Origin of the sequence: Mucilaginibacter sp. (assembly GCF_028288185.1) — a bacterium.
GTDB lineage: Bacteria > Bacteroidota > Bacteroidia > Sphingobacteriales > Sphingobacteriaceae > Mucilaginibacter.
Window position 1 is genome coordinate 139,146 of record NZ_JAQBOF010000002.1, and the last position, 19,920, is coordinate 159,065.

Annotated in this window: 18 protein-coding genes and 1 tRNA gene; 14 read left to right on the forward strand and 5 right to left on the reverse strand. The window is 38.7% G+C overall.

All coding sequences use genetic code 11. The features are described 5' to 3' along the window. Positions 1-56: 56 nt before the first annotated feature. From JWQ34_RS00795 to JWQ34_RS00805, 3 genes are all read left to right on the forward strand, one after another. A complete protein-coding gene (locus tag JWQ34_RS00795; RefSeq protein ID WP_299352496.1) occupies positions 57-1,532 on the forward strand; it encodes a family 10 glycosylhydrolase in 1,476 nt (491 codons plus the stop codon). Positions 1,533-1,618: 86 nt separating this feature from the next. Then, positions 1,619-2,077: a D-aminoacyl-tRNA deacylase gene (gene dtd, locus JWQ34_RS00800; protein ID WP_299352498.1), complete on the forward strand. Its 459-nt coding sequence runs from the start codon at positions 1,619-1,621 to the stop codon at positions 2,075-2,077. A gap of 2 nt (positions 2,078-2,079) precedes the next feature. Beyond that, positions 2,080-2,406: a nucleotide pyrophosphohydrolase gene (locus tag JWQ34_RS00805; protein WP_299352500.1), complete on the forward strand. Its 327-nt coding sequence runs from the start codon at positions 2,080-2,082 to the stop codon at positions 2,404-2,406. A 29-nt stretch (positions 2,407-2,435) separates the two neighbouring features. On the opposite strand, the gene JWQ34_RS00810 is transcribed toward JWQ34_RS00805, so the two are convergent. After that, on the reverse strand, positions 2,436-3,176 hold the full coding sequence (locus tag JWQ34_RS00810; RefSeq protein WP_299352502.1) for a 2-phosphosulfolactate phosphatase: 741 nt from the start codon (positions 3,174-3,176) through the stop codon (positions 2,436-2,438). Between the two features lie 4 nt (positions 3,177-3,180). Beyond that, complete coding sequence (gene gcvT / locus JWQ34_RS00815; protein WP_299352504.1) at positions 3,181-4,260, reverse strand: glycine cleavage system aminomethyltransferase GcvT; 1,080 nt, start codon at positions 4,258-4,260, stop codon at positions 3,181-3,183. A gap of 50 nt (positions 4,261-4,310) precedes the next feature. On the opposite strand from gcvT, the gene JWQ34_RS00820 reads away from it, so the two are divergent. Further along, complete coding sequence (locus tag JWQ34_RS00820) at positions 4,311-4,625, forward strand: HepT-like ribonuclease domain-containing protein (protein ID WP_299352505.1); 315 nt, start codon at positions 4,311-4,313, stop codon at positions 4,623-4,625. Positions 4,626-4,746: 121 nt separating this feature from the next. Next, positions 4,747-6,498 (forward strand): SMP-30/gluconolactonase/LRE family protein, encoded by a 1,752-nt coding sequence (locus tag JWQ34_RS00825; protein WP_299352506.1) that lies wholly within the window; start codon positions 4,747-4,749, stop codon positions 6,496-6,498. On the opposite strand, the gene JWQ34_RS00830 is transcribed toward JWQ34_RS00825, so the two are convergent. The 3 genes from JWQ34_RS00830 to JWQ34_RS00840 all read right to left on the reverse strand — a co-directional run bounded on the left by JWQ34_RS00830 (position 6,499) and on the right by JWQ34_RS00840 (position 9,368). Beyond that, entirely contained in the window at positions 6,499-6,900 is a 402-nt protein-coding gene (locus tag JWQ34_RS00830) for a DUF983 domain-containing protein (RefSeq protein ID WP_299352507.1), read from the reverse strand. Between the two features lie 19 nt (positions 6,901-6,919). Further along, complete coding sequence (locus JWQ34_RS00835) at positions 6,920-7,795, reverse strand: helix-turn-helix transcriptional regulator (protein WP_299352508.1); 876 nt, start codon at positions 7,793-7,795, stop codon at positions 6,920-6,922. Positions 7,796-7,976: 181 nt separating this feature from the next. After that, positions 7,977-9,368, reverse strand: coding sequence for a hypothetical protein (locus JWQ34_RS00840; protein WP_299352510.1), 1,392 nt, complete (start codon positions 9,366-9,368; stop codon positions 7,977-7,979). Between the two features lie 615 nt (positions 9,369-9,983). On the opposite strand from JWQ34_RS00840, the gene JWQ34_RS00845 reads away from it, so the two are divergent. The 9 genes from JWQ34_RS00845 (at position 9,984) to JWQ34_RS00885 (ending at position 19,877) form a co-directional block, all read left to right on the forward strand. Continuing rightward, a tRNA-Val gene (locus JWQ34_RS00845) sits at positions 9,984-10,058 on the forward strand. A gap of 720 nt (positions 10,059-10,778) precedes the next feature. Then, entirely contained in the window at positions 10,779-12,959 is a 2,181-nt protein-coding gene (locus JWQ34_RS00850) for an SLBB domain-containing protein (protein WP_299352512.1), read from the forward strand. Between the two features lies 1 nt (position 12,960). Further along, positions 12,961-14,013 carry a hypothetical protein gene (locus JWQ34_RS00855; protein WP_299352514.1) on the forward strand — a complete coding sequence of 351 codons (1,053 nt, stop codon included), beginning with the start codon at positions 12,961-12,963 and terminating at the stop codon, positions 14,011-14,013. Further along, on the forward strand, positions 13,994-15,298 hold the full coding sequence (locus JWQ34_RS00860) for a nucleotide sugar dehydrogenase (protein WP_299352516.1): 1,305 nt from the start codon (positions 13,994-13,996) through the stop codon (positions 15,296-15,298). Before JWQ34_RS00855 ends, JWQ34_RS00860 begins: the two co-directional genes overlap by 20 nt. Before the next feature lie 7 nt (positions 15,299-15,305). Beyond that, positions 15,306-16,277 carry an SDR family oxidoreductase gene (locus JWQ34_RS00865; protein WP_299352518.1) on the forward strand — a complete coding sequence of 324 codons (972 nt, stop codon included), beginning with the start codon at positions 15,306-15,308 and terminating at the stop codon, positions 16,275-16,277. Between the two features lie 110 nt (positions 16,278-16,387). After that, positions 16,388-17,224, forward strand: a complete 837-nt coding sequence (locus JWQ34_RS00870; RefSeq protein ID WP_299352520.1) for an ABC transporter permease — start codon at positions 16,388-16,390, stop codon at positions 17,222-17,224. Between the two features lie 7 nt (positions 17,225-17,231). Continuing rightward, entirely contained in the window at positions 17,232-18,449 is a 1,218-nt protein-coding gene (locus tag JWQ34_RS00875) for an ABC transporter ATP-binding protein (RefSeq protein WP_299352522.1), read from the forward strand. 11 nt (positions 18,450-18,460) lie between these two features. After that, positions 18,461-19,078: a methyltransferase domain-containing protein gene (locus JWQ34_RS00880; RefSeq protein ID WP_299352524.1), complete on the forward strand. Its 618-nt coding sequence runs from the start codon at positions 18,461-18,463 to the stop codon at positions 19,076-19,078. Then, positions 19,071-19,877, forward strand: coding sequence for a family 6 glucosyltransferase (locus JWQ34_RS00885; protein ID WP_299352527.1), 807 nt, complete (start codon positions 19,071-19,073; stop codon positions 19,875-19,877). Before JWQ34_RS00880 ends, JWQ34_RS00885 begins: the two co-directional genes overlap by 8 nt. Positions 19,878-19,920: the final 43 nt, after the last annotated feature.

A 19,920-nucleotide genomic window follows, 5' to 3' on the forward strand; every position in this document is an offset into this window, starting at 1 on the left:
TTCTGTTTACGTTATTAGTTATAACAAAAGCAAAAGCCCAAACAGATACCACAGTCATGCTTAAATATCGTGCCCACCCTAAGCGCGAATTTAGAGGGGCATGGATAGCAACTGTTGTTAATATTGACTGGCCGCAGCAAGGCTCGACAGTTGATCAGCAAAAGCAACAGTTGGTTAATATACTGGACCAGCACCAGCGTACTAATCTAAATGCAGTAATGTTCCAGGTGCGCCCGGCTGCCGATGCCTTTTATGGCAGGGGCCGCGAGCCATGGTCTAAATGGCTGATGGGCAAACAGGGACAGGCCCCCGCACCTTTTTATGACCCGTTAGATTTTGCTATTGCAGAGGCACATAAGCGGGGAATTGAACTACATGCCTGGTTTAACCCTTACCGTGCTACATTTGATAATAAATACTCGGCCCTAAGCCCGGACCATATCACCAACAAAAAGCCTGAGTGGTTTTTTATTTATGGAGGATTAAAGCTGTTTAACCCGGGCATACCCGAAGTGCGTGAATATATTGTGCAGGTTGTTTTAGATGTAGTTGATAATTATGATGTAGACGGCATACATATGGACGATTATTTTTATCCATATGCAATAGCCGGACAAAAAATAAACGATGCCGCTACCTATGCCCAGTATGGCAGCAATTTTAGTGATATCAGAGATTGGCGTCGCGACAATGTTAACCAACTGATAAAAATGCTTAGCGATAGTATCCACAAACATAAACCGCGTGTAAAGTTTGGCATTAGTCCGTTTGGCATTTGGGCCAATAAATCGCAAAACCCCGAAGGGTCTGATACAAGAGGTGGCGACTCGTATTATGAATTATATGCCGATTCGCGGAAATGGATAAAAGAAGGCTGGCTGGATTATATTAACCCGCAAATATACTGGCCAATAGGTTATTCATTGGCGGGTTTTGAAAAATTACTGGATTGGTGGGGGCTTAATACCTATAACCGGCATTTATATATAGGACAAGCCGCTTACCGAATAAATGAAAGAAAAATAGGAGCCTTTAAGTATCCGCAGCAAATGCCTGATCAAATAAAATTGTTGCGTAATAACCCGCGCGTTCAGGGCAGCGTGTTTTTTAGTTCGCAATCATTAACAGATAATAAGTTGGGATTTACCGACTCCTTACGGTTAAATTATTACAAGCACCCGGCATTGCCGCCGGTTATGTTATGGTTGGATTCTGTGCCGCCTAACACTCCGCGAAACCTGCAAGTAGCCAAAGTACCCAATACCAATAAAATACAATTAAAATGGGATGCCCCATTACCGGCAAAAGACAATGAACTGGTTTATGGCTATGTTATTTACCGTTTTGAGGGTAGTGAAAAGATAGACATATCAGCGCCTGACCATATATTACATATACAATATGATGCTAACCCGATGTATGTTGATACGACAGCACAACGCGGTAAAACGTATTTGTATGTAATTACGGCTATCGACAGGTTGAAAAACGAAAGTGACCGCACGCCCACTATGGCGGTGATGGTACAATAGACCACCTAAGCCCTTTCATTTGAAGAGATGCTTTTTACCATTTGTTTTTTATCTTGCTTCCTGATTCTTAACTCTTGATTCTATAAATGAGGGCAGTAATACAACGCGTTTCTGAGGCAAACTGTAAAGTTGACGGGGCCATAACCGGCGAGATCAGCCTGGGGTTTTTGGTGCTGCTGGGTATTGAGGACGCAGACACCGAAGAAGATGTACAATGGCTGGCACAAAAAATAACAAGCATGCGTGTTTTTGGCGATGAGAGTGGTTTGATGAATAAAGCATTGGCCGATGTAAGTGGAAGTATTTTATTGATCTCGCAATTCACCCTGTTTGCACAAACGAAAAAAGGTAACAGACCGTCATTTATAAAAGCCGCAAGGCCAGATAGGGCAATACCATTGTATGAACAAATGATAAAGACGCTTGATACCATTACCGGCAAAAAAACTGCCACGGGTGTATTTGGTGCCGATATGAAAATAAGCTTGATAAATGACGGGCCGGTAACAATAATCATGGATACAAAAGACAAGGAAAATCACTAATTATGGAACTATCCGAAGCACAGAGATTGGTAGACAAGTGGATAAAAACAACCGGCATTCGTTATTTTAACGAGTTAACCAATACGGCCATATTAATGGAAGAGGTTGGTGAGGTGGCCCGCATAATGGCGCGGCAATATGGTGAACAATCCTTCAAAAAATCTGATACAGAAGTTAACCTTGCCGATGAAATGGCCGATGTTTTATTTGTGCTGATATGCTTGGCTAACCAAACCAATATTGATTTGACCGATGCCCTGCAAAAGAACATGGAAAAGAAAAGCATCCGCGATGCGGATAGGCACAAGAATAACGAGAAATTAAAATAAGTGGCTGTTTAAATTGACAATATTTACTGCTACTGCAACTTTACCAATCTATCTCCATCTAAAATCGGGATAGCGGTTGTTAGATCGATCTTTAAACAAAACTCAATATCAGCCTCAATACCTAATTTTTTCAAGCGTTCGCTATGCGAGGTTTTTTTGAGGTATTTATTCAGGTCATCTTTGGCAATGTTATAAAGATCATTAGCAGCTAGCGCAGGGTCATCAACTACAAAACCGCTATTCTTTAGTTGCTCAACAACGGCACCTGCAAACAAGGTGTCCTCCAGATTAAAGTTGTTTTTCCAGCCGGAGCACACCAGCAGAATGCTCTCATCCTGTTGCTTTAGCCAGTTGCAAATAGCGGTAAGATTAATAAATGCGCCTATAACTATTTTTTTTGCGCTGCGCGAAAGGTGTAAAGCATGGGTGCCGTTAGTGGTGGTGAGCACAATAGTTTTGCCCGCTACCTTCTCTTTGGTATAGGAGAATGGCGAGTTACCAAAGTCAAAACCTACTACTACCTCGCCATTGCGCTCGGCAGCCAGTAAGTAATCAAAGCCTTTTTCTAAATAGGCGCTGCATTCTTCTACCTGCGATACCGGTATAATAGCCTCGGCACCATTTTCAATTCCGTAGCAAATAGAGGTTGTGGCCCTAAAAATATCAATAACTACAACAATGTAATCTTCAACATTATAAAGCGGGATCAGCGCTGGGGTAAGGCAAACATCCAGGCCCTTTGCAGACGGTTTGTTTATTGGTTGACTCAAAATACTATTTATAAAAAGGTGGTTTAACTATTCTAGCTTTAATACTGTTATCGCGGATCTTAATAAAGATCTCGGTGCCTTCTTTGGCAAACTCATTCTTTATATAACCCATACCTATAGCCTTTTGTAATGATGGCGATTGCGTGCCCGATGTTACTTTACCAATGTTGTTGCCATCGGTGTCAACAATCTCATAGTCATGGCGGGGTATGCCGCGATCAATCATTTCAAAACCAACCAGCTTTTGCTTTACGCCTGCCGCTTTTTGTTCCTGCAAAGCTGCCGAGTTAGTGAACCCCTTATTAAACTTGGTTACCCACCCTAAGCCTGCCTCTAAAGGTGAGGTGGTATCATCAATATCATTACCATATAAGCAGAAACCCATTTCTAAACGCAGTGTATCACGTGCGCCCAGGCCAATTGGTTTAATACCAAATGCTTCGCCCGCTTTAAATATGGCATCCCAGATAGCTTCGGCATGTTCATTGTCAAAATATAACTCGAAGCCTCCTGCGCCGGTATAGCCTGTTGCAGATACAATTACGTTATCAATACCGGCAAATGTGCCTTTTTTAAAGGTATAGTATTCCATTGATGCCAGGTCAATATCTGTAAGGTTTTGTAAAGCTTCGGCGGCTTTTGGTCCTTGTACAGCTAGTAAAGAGGTGCGGTCTGATATATCTTTCATCACCACGCCATCGGTATTAAACTGGCTTATCCAGTTCCAATCCTTCTCGATGTTTGACGCGTTTACTACTAGCATGTAGGTTTTCTCGTCAATGCGATAAACTAACAGATCATCAACAATACCGCCGGTTTTATTGGGAAGGCATGAGTATTGCACTTTGCCATCATATAGTTTTGAGGCATCATTGCTGCTTACGCGTTGTATCAGGTCGAGCGCGTTATCGCCTTTTAAAATAAACTCGCCCATGTGGCTTACGTCAAACACGCCTACTGCTTTGCGCACGGTTTCATGTTCGGCATTAATGCCTGCATATTGTACCGGCATGTTGTAACCGGCAAAGGGCACCATCTTGGCACCTGCTTTTATATGGGTTTCGCTAAGGGCTGTGTTCTTCATGCAAAATTATATTTGGCACAAAAGTAATAAAAAATGCAAGCAGGTTGCGTGTGATTGCAAAAGGATTTGACGAAGCCCTGTGTAATGCTGCTTTGTTTCATGCGGGTGAAACAAATCTTGACCATTTTCTTCCAGACCAGAAAAACTTCTTTCAATTTAAAAAAGACCTTAAAGCCAAAAGGGCCATTAAAAGAAACGTTGAAATTATTGGTGAAGCAGCCAATAGGATCATAAAGAAACAACCTGATATTAAAATTACTGACATCAAAAAGATCATTGATACCCCAAATAGGATTATCCATGGTTATGACAATGTATCAGATGATGTGATTTGGTTATTGTTGTTAAATATTTATCTAAACTAGAAGAAGAGGTTACCCTCCTCTTGTTGTAACAGCGCTTATATTTTCTCCCTAAAATGCTAGGTTATAGTTAAAACCCATATATTTACTATAATCAATTATAAACCCTTTTCCTGAACGTGTTATGAAAGCATTGCTATATGCCTGTTTATTCTTTTTGCCGGTATTAACTTTTGGCCAGGCGCCTGTTGAAAATTACCCGGTCGACCCGGCATCTGTCGCGCATGCTGGGGTGCCTAAAGGCGAGGTGCTAAAATTTACCTTACAAAACTCTAAGATCTTCCCGGGGCAAATGCACGAGTATTGGGTTTATATACCCGCGCAATATGATGGCACCAAACCGGCTTGCGTATATATTAACCAGGATGGTATCCAGAATAAAGCCCCTATTGTTTTTGACAACCTGATAAACAGCAAAGAAATGCCGGTTACCATAGGCGTTTTTGTTTCGCCGGGGCGGATAGTGGCGGCAGACCAAAAAACCGGTTTAGATCGCTACAATCGCAGCTTAGAGTATGATGGTTTGGGTGATGCTTATGCCCGGTTTATTTTGCAGGAGCTTTTACCCGATGTAGAGAAACAAAAAACCAGCGATGGCCGTGCCATTCATTTATTAAAAACAGGTAACGACCGCGCCATTGGCGGCAATAGCAGCGGTGCCATCGCGGCTTTTACCGCAGCATGGGAAAAGCCCAACGAGTTTTCGAAAGTGTTTTCGGGTATAGGCACGTATGTTGGTTTGCGGGGCGGCGAGCGTTACTCGTCATTAGTCAGGAAATATGAGCCACGTGCCATGCGTGTATTTTTGCAGGATGGCAGTAATGACCAAAACTCCTACCCCGGCGATTGGTTCTTTGCTAACCAGATGATGGAACGCTCGCTGCAATTTGTGGGCACGCAGGTAGAGCATGCCTGGGGCGAGGGTAATCATAACGGTAAACAAGCCGAGGCGATGTTCCCGGCAGCTATGCGGTGGTTATGGAAAGATTATCCGGCACCTATTACAACCGGCATCAGCAAAAATGCAATGCTGCATGATATTATTATCCCCGGCGAGGGCTGGGAGCTGGTTGGCGAGGGTTATGGCTTTACAGAGGGGTTAATCGCTAACACCGCAGGCGAGGTTTATTTCCAGGACATACCCAATGCAAAAACCTATAAAGTTGGGTTGGATGGTAAGGTGACTGATCTGAAAATCGACTCGAAAAAAGCAGGCGGTACCGGCTTTGATAATAAGGGTGTACGCTATACCGTGGCTACCGCAACCAATCAAATTTTGAGTTACGATGTCAAAGGCAAAGAGAAAGTTGTTGCCAGCGACATCCCCGGAAACGATATCGCGGTAGCAAAAAATGGAAATATGTATGTTACAGCTCCCGATGGCATGGAGAAACCCAGCAAAATATATTTGGTAAGGCCCAATGGCGAAAAGGTGGTGGTTGACGAGGGTATGAAGTACTCGAATGGCCTTGCGTTAACGCCCGACCAAACCCAATTATACGTTGCCGAAATGGGGACGCATTTTGTTTACCTGTTTTCAATAAATCCGGATGGAACCCTCTCTAATAAACAGCGCTACGACTGGCTTTACACTCCCGACAACCAGGATAATGCCGGTGCCGATGGCCTGAAGGTAGACAGCGCGGGCCGTGTATATATAGCCACCCGATTAGGCATACAAGTTGCCGACCAAGCCGGACGGGTAAACATTATTTTCCCGATACCTAACGGGCAACCCGCTAACCTTTGCTTTGGCGGCAGTAATTTTGATGTAATGTATGTAGCCTGTAAGGATAAAGTTTATCGCCGCAAGTTTAAAACACGTGGCGTAAATACTTTTGAAGCACCGATAAAGCCTAATAAACCCAGGTTATAATTAGCCTATTTTTTGATAATCGTCACGAGCGCGGTTGGGGTCGTAATGAATGCCGGGGGTTAGCCAGTATAGCAGCACAACTCTTGAGTACCTAAAATTAAACGGCGAAAGCACAACAGATACCCCCAACAACGCGCCAACATACACCCACGGGTTATGGCTGCCAAATAATACATAAATAGCTACAGCCATGGTTACCATTTGGGCAATGTTAAAAGCATAGCTTACAAACATAGCCACATAGAAATACCCCGGCTCAATCTCGAATGTAAAACCGCAGTGCGAGCAGCTGGTATTCATTTTTTGCGACGAAAACCCATACATACTGGTAGCAAACAGGTCGCCCCTGCGGCATTTCGGGCATTTGGCATGTATGGCGGCTGATAGTTGCGAGGTTTCCATTGTTGTGTTTATTATTGAACTATTCATGGCTGTTAGTTGTTTTTCTAAATTCTTCGGGCGTTTGGCCAACCTGCTTTTTAAAGAATTTGGTGAAATATGAGTTATCTGCAAAATTTAGCTGGTTGGCTATTTCTAATACAGTCAGATCATTGTTGATGAGCAGTCGCTTTGCTTCCAAAACGATCCGGTTGCGGATCACTTCACCAGCTGATATACCCAATACATCATTGCACAAAGCGTTTAAATGATTTGGGGTAATGTATAGCAGCTCTGCATATTCTTTAGGGAGCTTTATGGAAGTATAATTTTTCTCTATCAGCTTCTGAAAATTGCGTAGCAGGGTATAATTATAGGACGGCGTGGTATTATTCACCGTATTTAAGCCCAACCGGGCAATGCTGATAAATAGCTGTAGCATGATAGATCGTACCATATCCATTTCAAGCGGCTTGGGCTCTTCTATTTCGTGGATCAGTTCTTCAAAAAGAGCAATGACCTTTTCCTGCTGTCCGGTAGGTATGTCAATTACCGCGTCATTAATTATTCCGGTAAAAAATGGAAAGTCCTCTAAATAATTAGTCTTCAATAGAAATGATTGGAAAAACGGCACTGAAAAGTTAACGATATAACCATCAACCTCGCCTTTAAAGGCCCAGTTATGCACCTGGCCCGGTATCATAAAATAAATTTGGTTAGCTTTAACAGGCACTTGCTGAAAATCTATCGTCTGCGAACCGCCACCTTGGGTAAAAAACACCAGGTGATAAAACGAATGTTTGTGCGCCAAGTGCAAATTGCGGTGGCTTTTTAAGTACGGCGCAAAGCGGCTTATTAATAAGTCATCCTTCTTTTGGGTTAGGCTGCAAATGTCGTATATGGGGATAACAGCTTTCATTACCCCAAAGATAGGCGGTAATAACCAGGTTTAATGGTATTGTTTGGGGTGATTATGGTATTTTTTACCGATTCAAGTTTTTTCAGTGTTTTTTTTAAACATAATTCCCTGACATGCCTTATTTAGATAGCAATTAATATTAGTCCAACATCTATTATAAATTATGGGCCGACTAAATATCTTATTGTATCGCTATAGTAATTTTACGAATAGCATTATTGTTAAAATCGGCTACATATAAATTGCCGGTTGCATCAAGCGCTATTGATTGTGGATTGCTAAAGCGAGCCACAGAACCTACGCCATTTGTATTACCAGACGCTTTAGCGCCAGCCAATACATATAATACTTTGTTTTTGGTAATCTCAAGTATGCGGCCGGCATTGTCAGAAATAAACATATTTCCCTGTGCATCAATAACTATACCTGTTGGGCTACCAATTAAAGCCGGGAAATTTAATCCGCCCGCATAGGTTGTAACATCACCGGCTGGTGTTATTTTTCTTATCGCGTTGTTTTTATAATCCGCCACATAAAAATTACTGTTTGCATCTTTGGTTATTGCTATGGGGTAATTAAAAACTGCGACTGCGGCGCTTCCATCTAAATAACCAGGTACCGTTAGTTGCGAATATCCGTTAAGAGCCTTAAAACCAACAAATACGCTCACCACCCCGTCAGGGGTGATTTTACGTATCAAATTATTACTTCTATCTGCTACATAAACATTTCCTGTAGCATCAACAGTAGTTGCTATTGGATTATAAAACTCTGCTACAGTAGCTGTGCCATCAAGATAACCAGCTATGGTGTTTCCGGCCAATGTGCTTACAATACCTCCGGTGGTAATTTTACGGATAACATTGTTTCCCAGGTCGGCCAGATAAACATTTCCCTGCACGTCAAATGATATGCCCCTCGGGCCGTAAAAACGCGCATCGCTTAATGAGCCATTTACATAACCTATACCGGCATTTGTTAATGTGCCGGTTGTGCCGGTAGTTGTAAGGGTTCTTATGGTGTTGTTAAACGAATCGCTAACATAAAACAACCCACTAGTTGTATTGAATGCTATATTTTGCGGCCCGTCAAACAAAGCGGCTGTGCCTATACCCTCTACATATCCCGAAAGCCCTTTATCACTACCCGCAAAAGTAGTTACTGTACCAACCGGCACCGCGTTATTGGCTGGTGTTGTAACGGTTAAAACATCACTGTAGCCCGTGCCGCTATCATTAGTCGCATACGCTCTTATATAGTAAGTGGTGTTGGGGGTTAGCCCGGTTAATTTATTTTCCCAGCGAGCACCAACGGTATCGATAATAAAAATATTGCTGGTAGTAGGTGTTTTATTGGTAGCGCTATAGCAAATGCCATTTTCTGTTACCACGTATGATGCTCCTATACGCCCATCTATAGTTACTGTGGTTGATGTAAGGCCGCTTACGATATCATTTATTAATGGCGCAGGTATAGGTAGTGTTACATTACTTTTTTTATTACAACTGGTTACAGATGCTATAATAGCTATAGAAAGTATAATTAAAAAAGTGCTTTGTAGCGATTTTTTCATGCTTGTAGTATGATATTTCAAATTTTATTTGTTCATCCCGCCTAATCATCCACGGTCTGCATTATGTATTAATGCGGCTGCAAAGATAGTTGTTTATTACGGCTTTAAAACTAAACTGTTATTTGCCGTGCCTATAGGGCACGGCAAATAATTTTTAAATATAATTTATTAGTAGGTATTGTAAGCACACACCATGGTCTACCGGCGCATTTTTAACAAATATTAACATAATTAACCCCTTTAAAATTAACCCCTTTAAAACGATATGGGCCCCGTTGGTTGACATACTATTAGAAATTGCTTTTTTATTATGTGGGAGTTACTGTACGAATTTCGAACTATTTTCTGTCTAATTTGCGTTTAACCGCAGATCTGGACTTGTAAAATCTGATCTTCTTTAAATCTTCTTTCGCCTATAATTAGCTTGTAATAAACCATAAAAGTGTTTTTTATGGCTGCTATGCTGTATGAACAATTGCACGAACACACTCAGCCGCATGCATAAGCACCTATTAACAACCTTGTTACTTACTGATAATCAACAACTAGTGGTATTATTTCATTTTTATTTTGAAGAGTTGCCCAATCATTCTATATTTGCAGTCCCAAAACAACGGGAGTTTAGCTCAGCTGGTTCAGAGCATCTGCCTTACAAGCAGAGGGTCACTGGTTCGAACCCAGTAACTCCCACATAAAGAAAGCCTTTAGATTAAGTTCTAAGGGCTTTTTGTTTTTTATGCCACTAGCAGCGGACAGCGAAGCTAAATAGCTGATAGTACAGTGATAGTACACGTTAGTACATAAAGAACCATAACTCAATTTTATGGTTTACTTCAAATTGCTTCTTCTTTATAAGAGGCCAAAGCCGACAATATTTATTATATTGTAGTACGTCTAACCTACAACGTACTAACACTACACTATCAACCGACCTTAGAGTACGAACAGATTATGGGATGCGAACTCTATGACTGTCAAACGTGGCCATCCTAATTCACAGGTCTATAATCTATAAAAGACCTATATTTTTAGAAATAAATTGATGATAGCGTTATTGCAGACAAGAAATGATTTTATTTTTGCGAATGGAGGAACGTATGCATAGTAAATACAGCTTTGAATACTAGACGATAAGAATGATAATGTTAAGTACGATTCTTAATATTTAAACAAATGCTTTAAAAAAGCTATAATTGCAAATATACCGCCAACTAATAAGTAGTTTAAAATATATTTGGTAGTTTTAGAGTCTAATTTATTCAAGCTTTGCTAACAATGATAATCGATAATCGATTGGGTGTTTTTATTACTACAATGCATATCAAAAACCTTCTTATATTATTTATTGCTTTTTTTATTTGTTTTAATATATACGAAGCCAAAGGGCAAGCTACTTCAAAAAAAGATTCTTTGACTAAAGTAGAATCTTCTAAGGTTAATGTTGAGCCAACGCTAACCCCAACAGTAACCAGGGAAACGCAAAAAAATGATTATTTAACAATCCCTAAGCCACACGCAAACGGGGTATTCGGATCATCGTTTTTTGACTCGCCTTCATTGTCATTTGAACCTAACCTGCGTATAGCCACTCCTACAAATTATATTTTAGGCCCTGATGATGAACTGGCTATCAATGTATCGGGTTACCAGGAAACAAATATAAAAACTACGATTGGGCCCGAAGGCACTATTTTTATACCCCAAGTTGGTGCAATTGAATTATCGGGATTAAGAATTGATGATGCCATTGCCCGTATAAAGAATAAAATGGCTCAAACTGCTTATCCTTCTCTAAAAAACAATTTATCTAGGCTTACCGTGTCCTTAGGCAAAATACGCAGTATACATATAACTGCGATCGGTGCTTATAAGCCGGGTAATTTTACCGTATCGTCTTTCACTACTGTTTATAATGCACTTTTAGCCTGCGGCGGCCCGGGTGATATTAATAGCTACCGAAATATTGAATTACTGCGCAACAATAAAATATTTACTACGATTGACCTTTACCAGTTCTTAACCCGCGGCGATCAAAAGGGAAATGTCGTTTTAAAAGACGGCGATGTGATTAGTTTTCCTGTTTTTAAAAAGCATGTTTCAATAAGCGGACAGGTAAAACGCGGCGGAACATTTGAATTAAAGGACAATGAAAACCTGGAAGACCTGTTATTTTTTGCAGGAGGATATACAGACAAAGCGTATAAAGCTCAAATTACAGTAAAGCAAATAACTGACCTTGAACGAAAAATAAGAACTATTTACCGGGCAGATATCCCCAATTATAAACCGCTTGATGGAGATGAGTTTAGAGTAGATGGTGTTTTAGACCGGATTGAAAATGGTGTTACCATATCAGGACCACTTTACAGGGCTGGTGATTATGAATTAACGCCTGGCTTAACTGTGGGTACCTTGGTACAACGCGCCGGTGGATTAACGGAAGGCGCTTTTACAGACAGGGCAACCTTAACACGCAAGCACCCGGATGGCACGCTTGATAATGTCACCTTTAACCTAACAGAGATATTAAATGGCCGGGCTGCTGATATCCCTTTGGTAAAATATGATGCAGTGAATATAGCTACAAGCGCGGAGTTTAAAACACTTTATACCATACAAATTGAAGGCGAAGTAAAAAAACCAGGAGCTTACCCTTACAAAGCAAATCTATCATTAAAAGATATTTTTTTTGCTGCAAATGGCTTTACTGATGCGGCATCATCATACCGTGTAGAAGTAAGCAGAAGGCTTACTACCGAGCGGTTAAATAAGGATGTGGATTCTATTGCTATTGTGTTAGTCCTTAATACCGATAAAGACCTTGCTGTTGAAAGTAACAGGTTTATACTTCAACCTAATGATGTAATTACTGTAAGGCGTAATCCGGCGTATATTGAACAACAAAAGGTTTTTGTAGAGGGCGAGGTTTATTACCCAGGAACTTATGTACTTGAATCAAAATCAGAGCATATTAGCAGTATATTAAAACGCACGGGAGGGCTAACAGCTTTGGCTTATCCAAAAGGTATATATTTAATACGCCATACTCCTTTGGATAACGAAGAAGCGCAGGCCATTATACAAAACATTCAAAAAAATCTAAAAGACTCAACATCTAAGGTGATAGAAGATGTATCGAAAACAAATTTCAAAATACCAATAAATTTGGATAAGGTGTTAAACAAGCCGGGATCAATTGAGGATTATCAGTTGTTGGATGGCGATCAAATCTTAGTTTCAAGGATTGACCCATTGGTTAAAGTGAGCGGACAAGTATTGTCTGCAACAAAAACGGGGTTCATTGAAGGAAAGCCCTTAAATTATTATTTGACACAGGCTGGGGGAACAACAGAAAGGGCACGTAAATCAAAAATCTACGTGCTATACGCAGATGGGCATGTGAAGAGGACGCGTAACGGTTTTTTTGGTTTGTTTAGATCATATCCTTCTATTCAAACAGGCGCCGAAATTATAATACCGAGGAGAATTGAAAAGGTTGGTGTTTCACCGACAGAAGTAATTACCCTTACAACAGGAATGGTATCTGCACTTACATTGATCGTTTTAACAGTAACTAGTTTAAGGAAATAACATGCCCGATATTATTAGTCAGGATTTTATTAAAGTTTGGCAGGAACGGGGTATCAATGTTTTATTCTATTTAATAAAAAAATGGTACTTTTTACTCTTAGCTTTAATTGTAGGCGTAGTAGTTGGATATTATACTAAGCCAGATGTTAAACCTACCTATACGGCCAATATAAGTTTTGTTTTATCAACAGGTGATCCCAGAGGGGGTAACGGATTATCCGGATTAGCGGCACAACTTGGGTTTGACGGCACTGGCGCTGGTGGCGGAGATAACATATTTTCGGGCGATAATATTATCGAATTATTCAAATCAAGGAGTTTAATTGGGTCTGCTTTAATGGCTGTTGTAGACACCGCTACGCATCAAACATTATTAAACTATATAGCACAAAAAAAATATAGTAAGTTTTATGAAAAAAATGGGCCATTTAATAACAATCCTAAAACATATAGCAAAGCGCAAATTAGTGTATATAGAAGTGTAATTAGTTATGTTGGAAGCTCATTTATTGTATTTAAAAAAGATAAAAAATTAATTTTTTACTTAATAAGCGCCACATCAACAGATGCAAATACAGCCTATTATATTGCGAAATGTATACTTGGTGAAACAGCTCAATATTTTATAGATACTAAAACAACGATTTCTGCAACAAGTGTAAAGCTGCTTCAGCGCGAAGCGGATAGTTTGGGAATAGTATTACGCGGTACATACAACTCTACGGCTGCAATGATTGACCGGACGTATAACTTAAACCCTTCGATTAGCACTCAGCGGTCCGGTACCTTATTCAGCCAGGCCAAGGCCGCTGCTTTCGCGGGTGCTTATACAGAGGTTATGCGTAATTTAGAAATTGCTAAAATTAACTTACAAAAAGAAACCCCGTTATATAAAATTATTGATGAGCCTGAGCTTCCTTTAGCGCCTGTTATAGCAAGCACAACTAGGTATATAGTTTTCATTTCGGCGATATTTGTATTATTAATGTTAATCATATTAGTCGCATTACGTTTATATAGAATAAATAATATTAATGATAAATCAGCAAGGTAAGGTATTAAGCCCAAGTATAGCTATAATTGGCTTAGGATATGTTGGGTTACCGTTAGCCATAGAGTTTGGGAAAAAGTATAAGGTAGTTGGATTTGATATTAATAATACTCGTATTATAGAGTTATTATTAGGTATAGATCATACGCTTGAAGCTGATCCGCATGAGTTAAGTGAAAATAGTCGAACCGATAGTGAAGGTCTCGGCACCTTTTTCACTTTTGATAAAAATGATTTGAAAGGATGTAATGTTTTTATAGTAACTGTGCCAACCCCAATTGATCAGTATAATAACCCAGACCTGACACCTCTTATTAAAGCGACAGAAACTGTGGCTAGTGTGTTAAAGAAGGGCGATATTGTTATCTATGAGTCTACCGTTTACCCTGGATGTACAGAAGAAGATTGTGTGCCAATTTTAGAAAAAATGTCAGGTTTAGTTTTTAATGAGGATTTCTTTTGCGGCTATTCGCCCGAGCGTATTAACCCGGGTGATAAAACCAGAACTTTGCCAAATATCAAAAAGGTAACCTCCGGCTCCACCCCACAAGCCGCGCAACTCATTAATGAACTGTATTTATCAATTATACCTGCAGGGACTCATTTGGCGTCATCAATAAAAGTTGCAGAAGCTGCTAAAATTATTGAAAATGCCCAGCGCGATATTAATATTGCATTCGTAAACGAGTTGTCAAAAATATTTTCTTTATTAGATATTGATACAAATGAAGTCCTTGAGGCCGCTGCAACTAAATGGAATTTTTTGCCATTTAAGCCCGGATTGGTTGGTGGGCATTGTATAGGGGTGGACCCTTATTATTTAGCTCAAAAAGCGACTTCTGCGGGCTATCATCCTGAAATTATATTGTCCGGCAGGCGAATTAATGACAGTATGGGGCCGTATATAGCAGATGCCGTAATTAAATTAATGGTTAAGAAACAGATAAACGTTTGGCAATCATCCATTTTAATAATGGGTTTTACATTTAAAGAAAACTGCCCGGATATACGCAATACCAAGGTGGTTGATATTGTTAAAGAATTAAAAACTTATAACGCAGACATAACTATTTATGACCCTTGGGCTAATTGTACCGAAGTGCAAAATGAATACAAATTGGATTGCATTAATACATTGCCTACTGACAAAACCTACGATGCAATTATATTAGCTGTAAGCCATAATGATTTCATAAAAATTGACATAACAGCTATACTAAAAACTCCGGGAGTTTTATTTGATGTTAAAGGAGTTCTTAAACCATCATTAATTGACGGAAGATTATAATATAACTATGTACAATAAACAATATCATACCAGAGATTTAAGCAATCTTCAATTTCTTGTAACCGGTGGAGCAGGATTTATAGGGTCAAACATTGTGGAATATCTGTTAAAAAACGGTGCAAAAAAAGTGCGTGTGCTTGATAGTTTTGCTACAGGATTTTTTGAAAATATTAAAGCTTTTATGGATAATCCATCATTTGAATTATTAGTGGGAGATATAAGAGATTTTGAAACTTGTAAAAAGGCAGTTGATGGCATAGATTACATAACGCACCAGGCAGCACTTGGTTCTGTTCCGCGGTCTATTGACGACCCGATAATGAATAATGAGGTTAACATAACCGGATTTTTAAACATATTGTGTGCGGCAAAGGAAACAGAAAGTGTAAAAAGAATTATTTACGCCGCTTCATCTTCTACTTATGGAGATAACTCAGACATAACTAAAACAGAGAATAATATTGGTAAGCCCCTTTCCCCTTATGCTATTACTAAGTATGTAAATGAATTGTATGCAGATGTTTTTGCCAAAACGTATGGAATGGAAACGATAGGATTAAGGTATTTTAATGTTTTTGGCCCGCGTCAAAGCCCAAAAGGCGCATATGCTGCTGTGATACCGTTATTTATAGATGCAGTAAAAAATGATCTTTCACCAACTATACATGGAGACGGGGAGCAAACCCGGGATTTTACATTTGTTGAAAACGCGGTTCAGGCTAATATAAAAGCCTTTTTTGTCGAAAATACTGAGGCGGTTAACCAGGTTTATAATATAGCTTGCGGAGAAAAAACCTCACTTAATCAGCTTTTAGAAAAGATAAATTACTTTTCTAATAAAAAAATAAATGGCATTCATACGCCGAGCCGTACAGGTGATATTAAAAATAGCTGGGCAGATATTTCAAAAGCCAAAACTCTGTTAAATTATGACCCTCTATATAAATTAGATGATGGAATACAAATAACGATAAACTAATGACATTACTTTACATCGACCCACGGTTTGGCAGTCGTTTTTTAACCAGTGATATCAGGACGACTAAGCCCACTTGTTTTATAAATCGAACTTTTGTTAAAATATGAAGGATGGATTATAAACAACATCAAATAATCATTGAGCCGGGTCGAACCGAAAAAAATTATTGGAAAGACTTATGGCGCTTTCGCGAGCTCTTTTACATTTTAAGTTGGCGCGATGTTAAAGTAAAATACAAACAAACTGCGCTGGGAGTAATCTGGAGCATTTTAAGACCTTTACTGGTAATGGTTATATTTACGGTTGTTTTTAACCGTTTTGCGAAGCTTCCTGCCAATATTAATGCCCCTTATGCCCTTTTTGTATTTGCCGGCATGCTTCCCTGGACATTTTTTTCTTCAGCATTAACAGAATGTAGTAATAGCCTGGTAGCAAACACCAATTTAATTACTAAAGTATATTTTCCAAGATTAATTGTGCCGGCAAGTGCGGTAATAGCCAGTTTTGTCGACTTTTTAATAAGTCTGGTATTACTTTTTGTATTATTTATTTACTATCAGTTTTTACCACCCATACAGATTTTGCTTTTGCCTATATTCCTTTTCCTTTCCTTTTTAACATCATTTAGCATAGGGTTATATTTGACAGCATTAAATGTTAAATATCGCGATTTTAGGTATATTATACCATTTATAGTGCAGTTTGGATTATATGTTTCGCCGGTAGGCTATAGCAGCAGCATTGTACCACATAAGTGGCGATTGCTATTTGATATTAACCCGGTGGTTGGTATAATAGATGGGTTTAGGTGGTGTATATTAGGTGGTAATTTAACTTCGGATATTGAATTAAGCATGGGTATTTCTGTAGGATTAAGTTTGTTTATGCTAATTATTGCTATTAGACATTTCAGGAAAACTGAAAAAACATTTGCTGACATTATTTAAATTTTTTATGAGTGAAGCTATTATAAGCGTTGAAAATTTAGGAAAATGTTACCAGATAGGTAATAAGCAAGAACAGAGGTATACGGCATTACGAGATGTTATAGCCAATAAGGCAAAAAATATTTTTAAGGCCAGGCGTGCTACATCAGATCATACCGAGGATTTTTGGGCCCTAAAAGATGTTAATTTTGAAATAAAAAAAGGCGATGCGGTAGGCATAATTGGCAGGAATGGGGCAGGTAAAAGCACGTTGCTAAAACTATTAAGCCGAATTACCGAGCCAACAACCGGTCGTATTACTTTAAATGGGCGCGTGGCAAGCCTGTTAGAAGTGGGCACAGGTTTTCATCAAGAATTAACCGGGCGCGAAAACATATATCTTAACGGCTCTATACTGGGGATGAGTCATAAAGAGATCAAATCAAAATTTGACGAAATTGTAGACTTTAGCGACGTAGAAAAATTTTTAGATACCCCGGTAAAACGTTACAGTAGTGGCATGTACGTACGATTAGCGTTTGCTGTAGCGGCTCATTTAGAACCTGAAATATTAATAGTTGACGAAGTATTGGCTGTAGGTGATGCCGAATTTCAAAAGAAATGTTTGGGTAAAATGAATGATGTCAGCAAAGAAGGGAGAACAGTACTTTTTGTAAGTCACAACATAGACGCAGTAAGAAAATTAACAACATCAACTATATATCTTAAAAATGGTGAAATAAGTTTTCACGGTATGACTAATGAAGGAATTATGTTATATAAAAATGACTTTTCTAATAATGGCAATAAAAATTACATTTGTTTAGGAAAAAAAAATGGGTTTGTTGCCATTAATATTAACACTAGCGACGCTTATGGTATTCACCGTTTCTCAGAACCAATAAATTTTACATTTAAAATAAACTTTGTATCAAAACCTATAAATGCGGGGCTTGCATTTCAAATAGTAGATAACTCGGGGCTATCCATAATCAACCCAGTTATTTATGATGATAACATCGCATGGTCTAAAGAAGGTGATTTTGAAATAACGGCTCTTTTAGAAAGCCCTAAATTAATGCCAGGCAGGTATACCCTCACAGCTCATTTAGGTGATAAGTTTAACAATAAGCACATAGAGACAGTAGAAGAAGTTTGCGCATTTGAAATCGTAAATAATAATGACATTGTAAACTTGAGTGAAAACTCAATATATGTTGAAGATATAAACTGGACATTAAATTAAAATTATTATATATGTTTTATAAAAAAAAAAGCTATACGCACGATCCGTTTTTTGTACAAAAAACGGAGATCAAAAAAACTGATAATCGCCTAGATTTATTTAGAAAATATTGCACCGGAAAAAGTGTGCTTCATTTTGGATGTACTGACTATCCAGTATTTAACCCTGAAAAAAATCTGCATATTCAATTAAATAGCTATGTTGACGAATTATATGGTTTTGATATAGATAAGGAGGGGATAGACGTTTTGAAAACATATGTTAACAAGCCTTATTTTTCTTCATTTTCGGAAGTGGCTGATAAACATTTTGACGTCTGCTTAATTCCCGAAACAATTGAACACGTAGATAATATTCAAATGTTTCTTAGCGACATATCTAAATTGTCCTGTGATAGATTCATTATAACAGGACCTAATTGTTTTGCACCAAATCATATAAAAAGAAATAGCTGGCATGGTGATGCGTTTCAAGAGATCGTTCATCCCGACCATAATTGCTGGTTCAGTGCTTACACGTTAAATAATGTCATCAAAAAATATACCACATTGACACCATTGGAAACATACTTACTTGAGGGTGAAACTATGATTTGTGTAGTAAGTAGTAAAAGTAAAGTGGATGTCTAGTACGATCGGCATCCTTTACATTTGCACTGGTAACTATGCTATTTTCTGGGAAGAATTTTATCAATCTTCTCAAGAATTTTTATTTAAGGGGCACAAAAAAAAATATTTTGTATTTACTGATGCAAAGAAAATTTTTGCTGAGGATGATAGCGAAGTAAAAAAAATATATCAAAAGACCTTAGGTTGGCCGAATAATACCTTACTTCGTTTTGAGATGTTTTTGAAAGTTGAAGAAGAATTAAAAAAATGTGATTATTTGTTTTTCTTTAATGCCAATATATCCTTTTGCGATCATATAAGCTCAGAAATCTTACCGAATGAAATAGATTCCGGTTTGCTGGCAGTACTTCACCCTGGATATTGGAATAAAAAAAACGATGAATTTCCTTATGATAGAAATGCAAACTCTAAGGCATACATCGCACAAGGAGAAGGCGATCATTATTTTATGGGTGGTTTTAATGGAGGCATGCGGGAAAACTATTTAAAATTGATCAATACATTAAAAAACAACATTCAGAACGACCTCAATAAAGGAGTAATAGCATTATGGCATGACGAGTCGCACCTTAATCATTATTTGCTAAATAAAATGCCCAAAATATTGTCGCCAGAGTATGCGTACGTGGAAAATTGGGGTTTACCTTTTATACCTAAACTTATTATATTGGATAAAGGTAAATATGGCGGACATAGGGCTTTGCGATATACCGGCGTTAAAAAGTGGCTGCTTGTTGCTAAGGATAATGTAAAGAAAATGTTTTATTACTTCGATATTTATAGGAGAAAATCTATCTAGATAAACTTTAATAAATGCTGTATGATTTTTAACAACATAATAA

Bases quoted from the DNA above. Each gene is read 5' to 3' on its own strand.
- JWQ34_RS00795 (WP_299352496.1), top strand. From the start codon at position 57: ATGCTTAAATATCGTGCCCACCCTAAGCGCGAATTTAGAGGGGCATGG.
- dtd (WP_299352498.1), top strand. From the start codon at position 1,619: ATGAGGGCAGTAATACAACGCGTTTCTGAGGCAAACTGTAAAGTTGAC.
- JWQ34_RS00805 (WP_299352500.1), top strand. From the start codon at position 2,080: ATGGAACTATCCGAAGCACAGAGATTGGTAGACAAGTGGATAAAAACA.
- gcvT (WP_299352504.1), bottom strand. From the start codon at position 4,260: ATGAAGAACACAGCCCTTAGCGAAACCCATATAAAAGCAGGTGCCAAG.
- JWQ34_RS00825 (WP_299352506.1), top strand. From the start codon at position 4,747: ATGAAAGCATTGCTATATGCCTGTTTATTCTTTTTGCCGGTATTAACT.
- JWQ34_RS00830 (WP_299352507.1), bottom strand. From the start codon at position 6,900: ATGGAAACCTCGCAACTATCAGCCGCCATACATGCCAAATGCCCGAAA.
- JWQ34_RS00835 (WP_299352508.1), bottom strand. From the start codon at position 7,795: ATGAAAGCTGTTATCCCCATATACGACATTTGCAGCCTAACCCAAAAG.
- JWQ34_RS00840 (WP_299352510.1), bottom strand. From the start codon at position 9,368: ATGAAAAAATCGCTACAAAGCACTTTTTTAATTATACTTTCTATAGCT.
- JWQ34_RS00855 (WP_299352514.1), top strand. From the start codon at position 12,961: ATGCCCGATATTATTAGTCAGGATTTTATTAAAGTTTGGCAGGAACGG.
- JWQ34_RS00860 (WP_299352516.1), top strand. From the start codon at position 13,994: ATGATAAATCAGCAAGGTAAGGTATTAAGCCCAAGTATAGCTATAATT.
- JWQ34_RS00865 (WP_299352518.1), top strand. From the start codon at position 15,306: ATGTACAATAAACAATATCATACCAGAGATTTAAGCAATCTTCAATTT.
- JWQ34_RS00870 (WP_299352520.1), top strand. From the start codon at position 16,388: ATGGATTATAAACAACATCAAATAATCATTGAGCCGGGTCGAACCGAA.
- JWQ34_RS00875 (WP_299352522.1), top strand. From the start codon at position 17,232: ATGAGTGAAGCTATTATAAGCGTTGAAAATTTAGGAAAATGTTACCAG.
- JWQ34_RS00880 (WP_299352524.1), top strand. From the start codon at position 18,461: ATGTTTTATAAAAAAAAAAGCTATACGCACGATCCGTTTTTTGTACAA.
- JWQ34_RS00885 (WP_299352527.1), top strand. From the start codon at position 19,071: ATGTCTAGTACGATCGGCATCCTTTACATTTGCACTGGTAACTATGCT.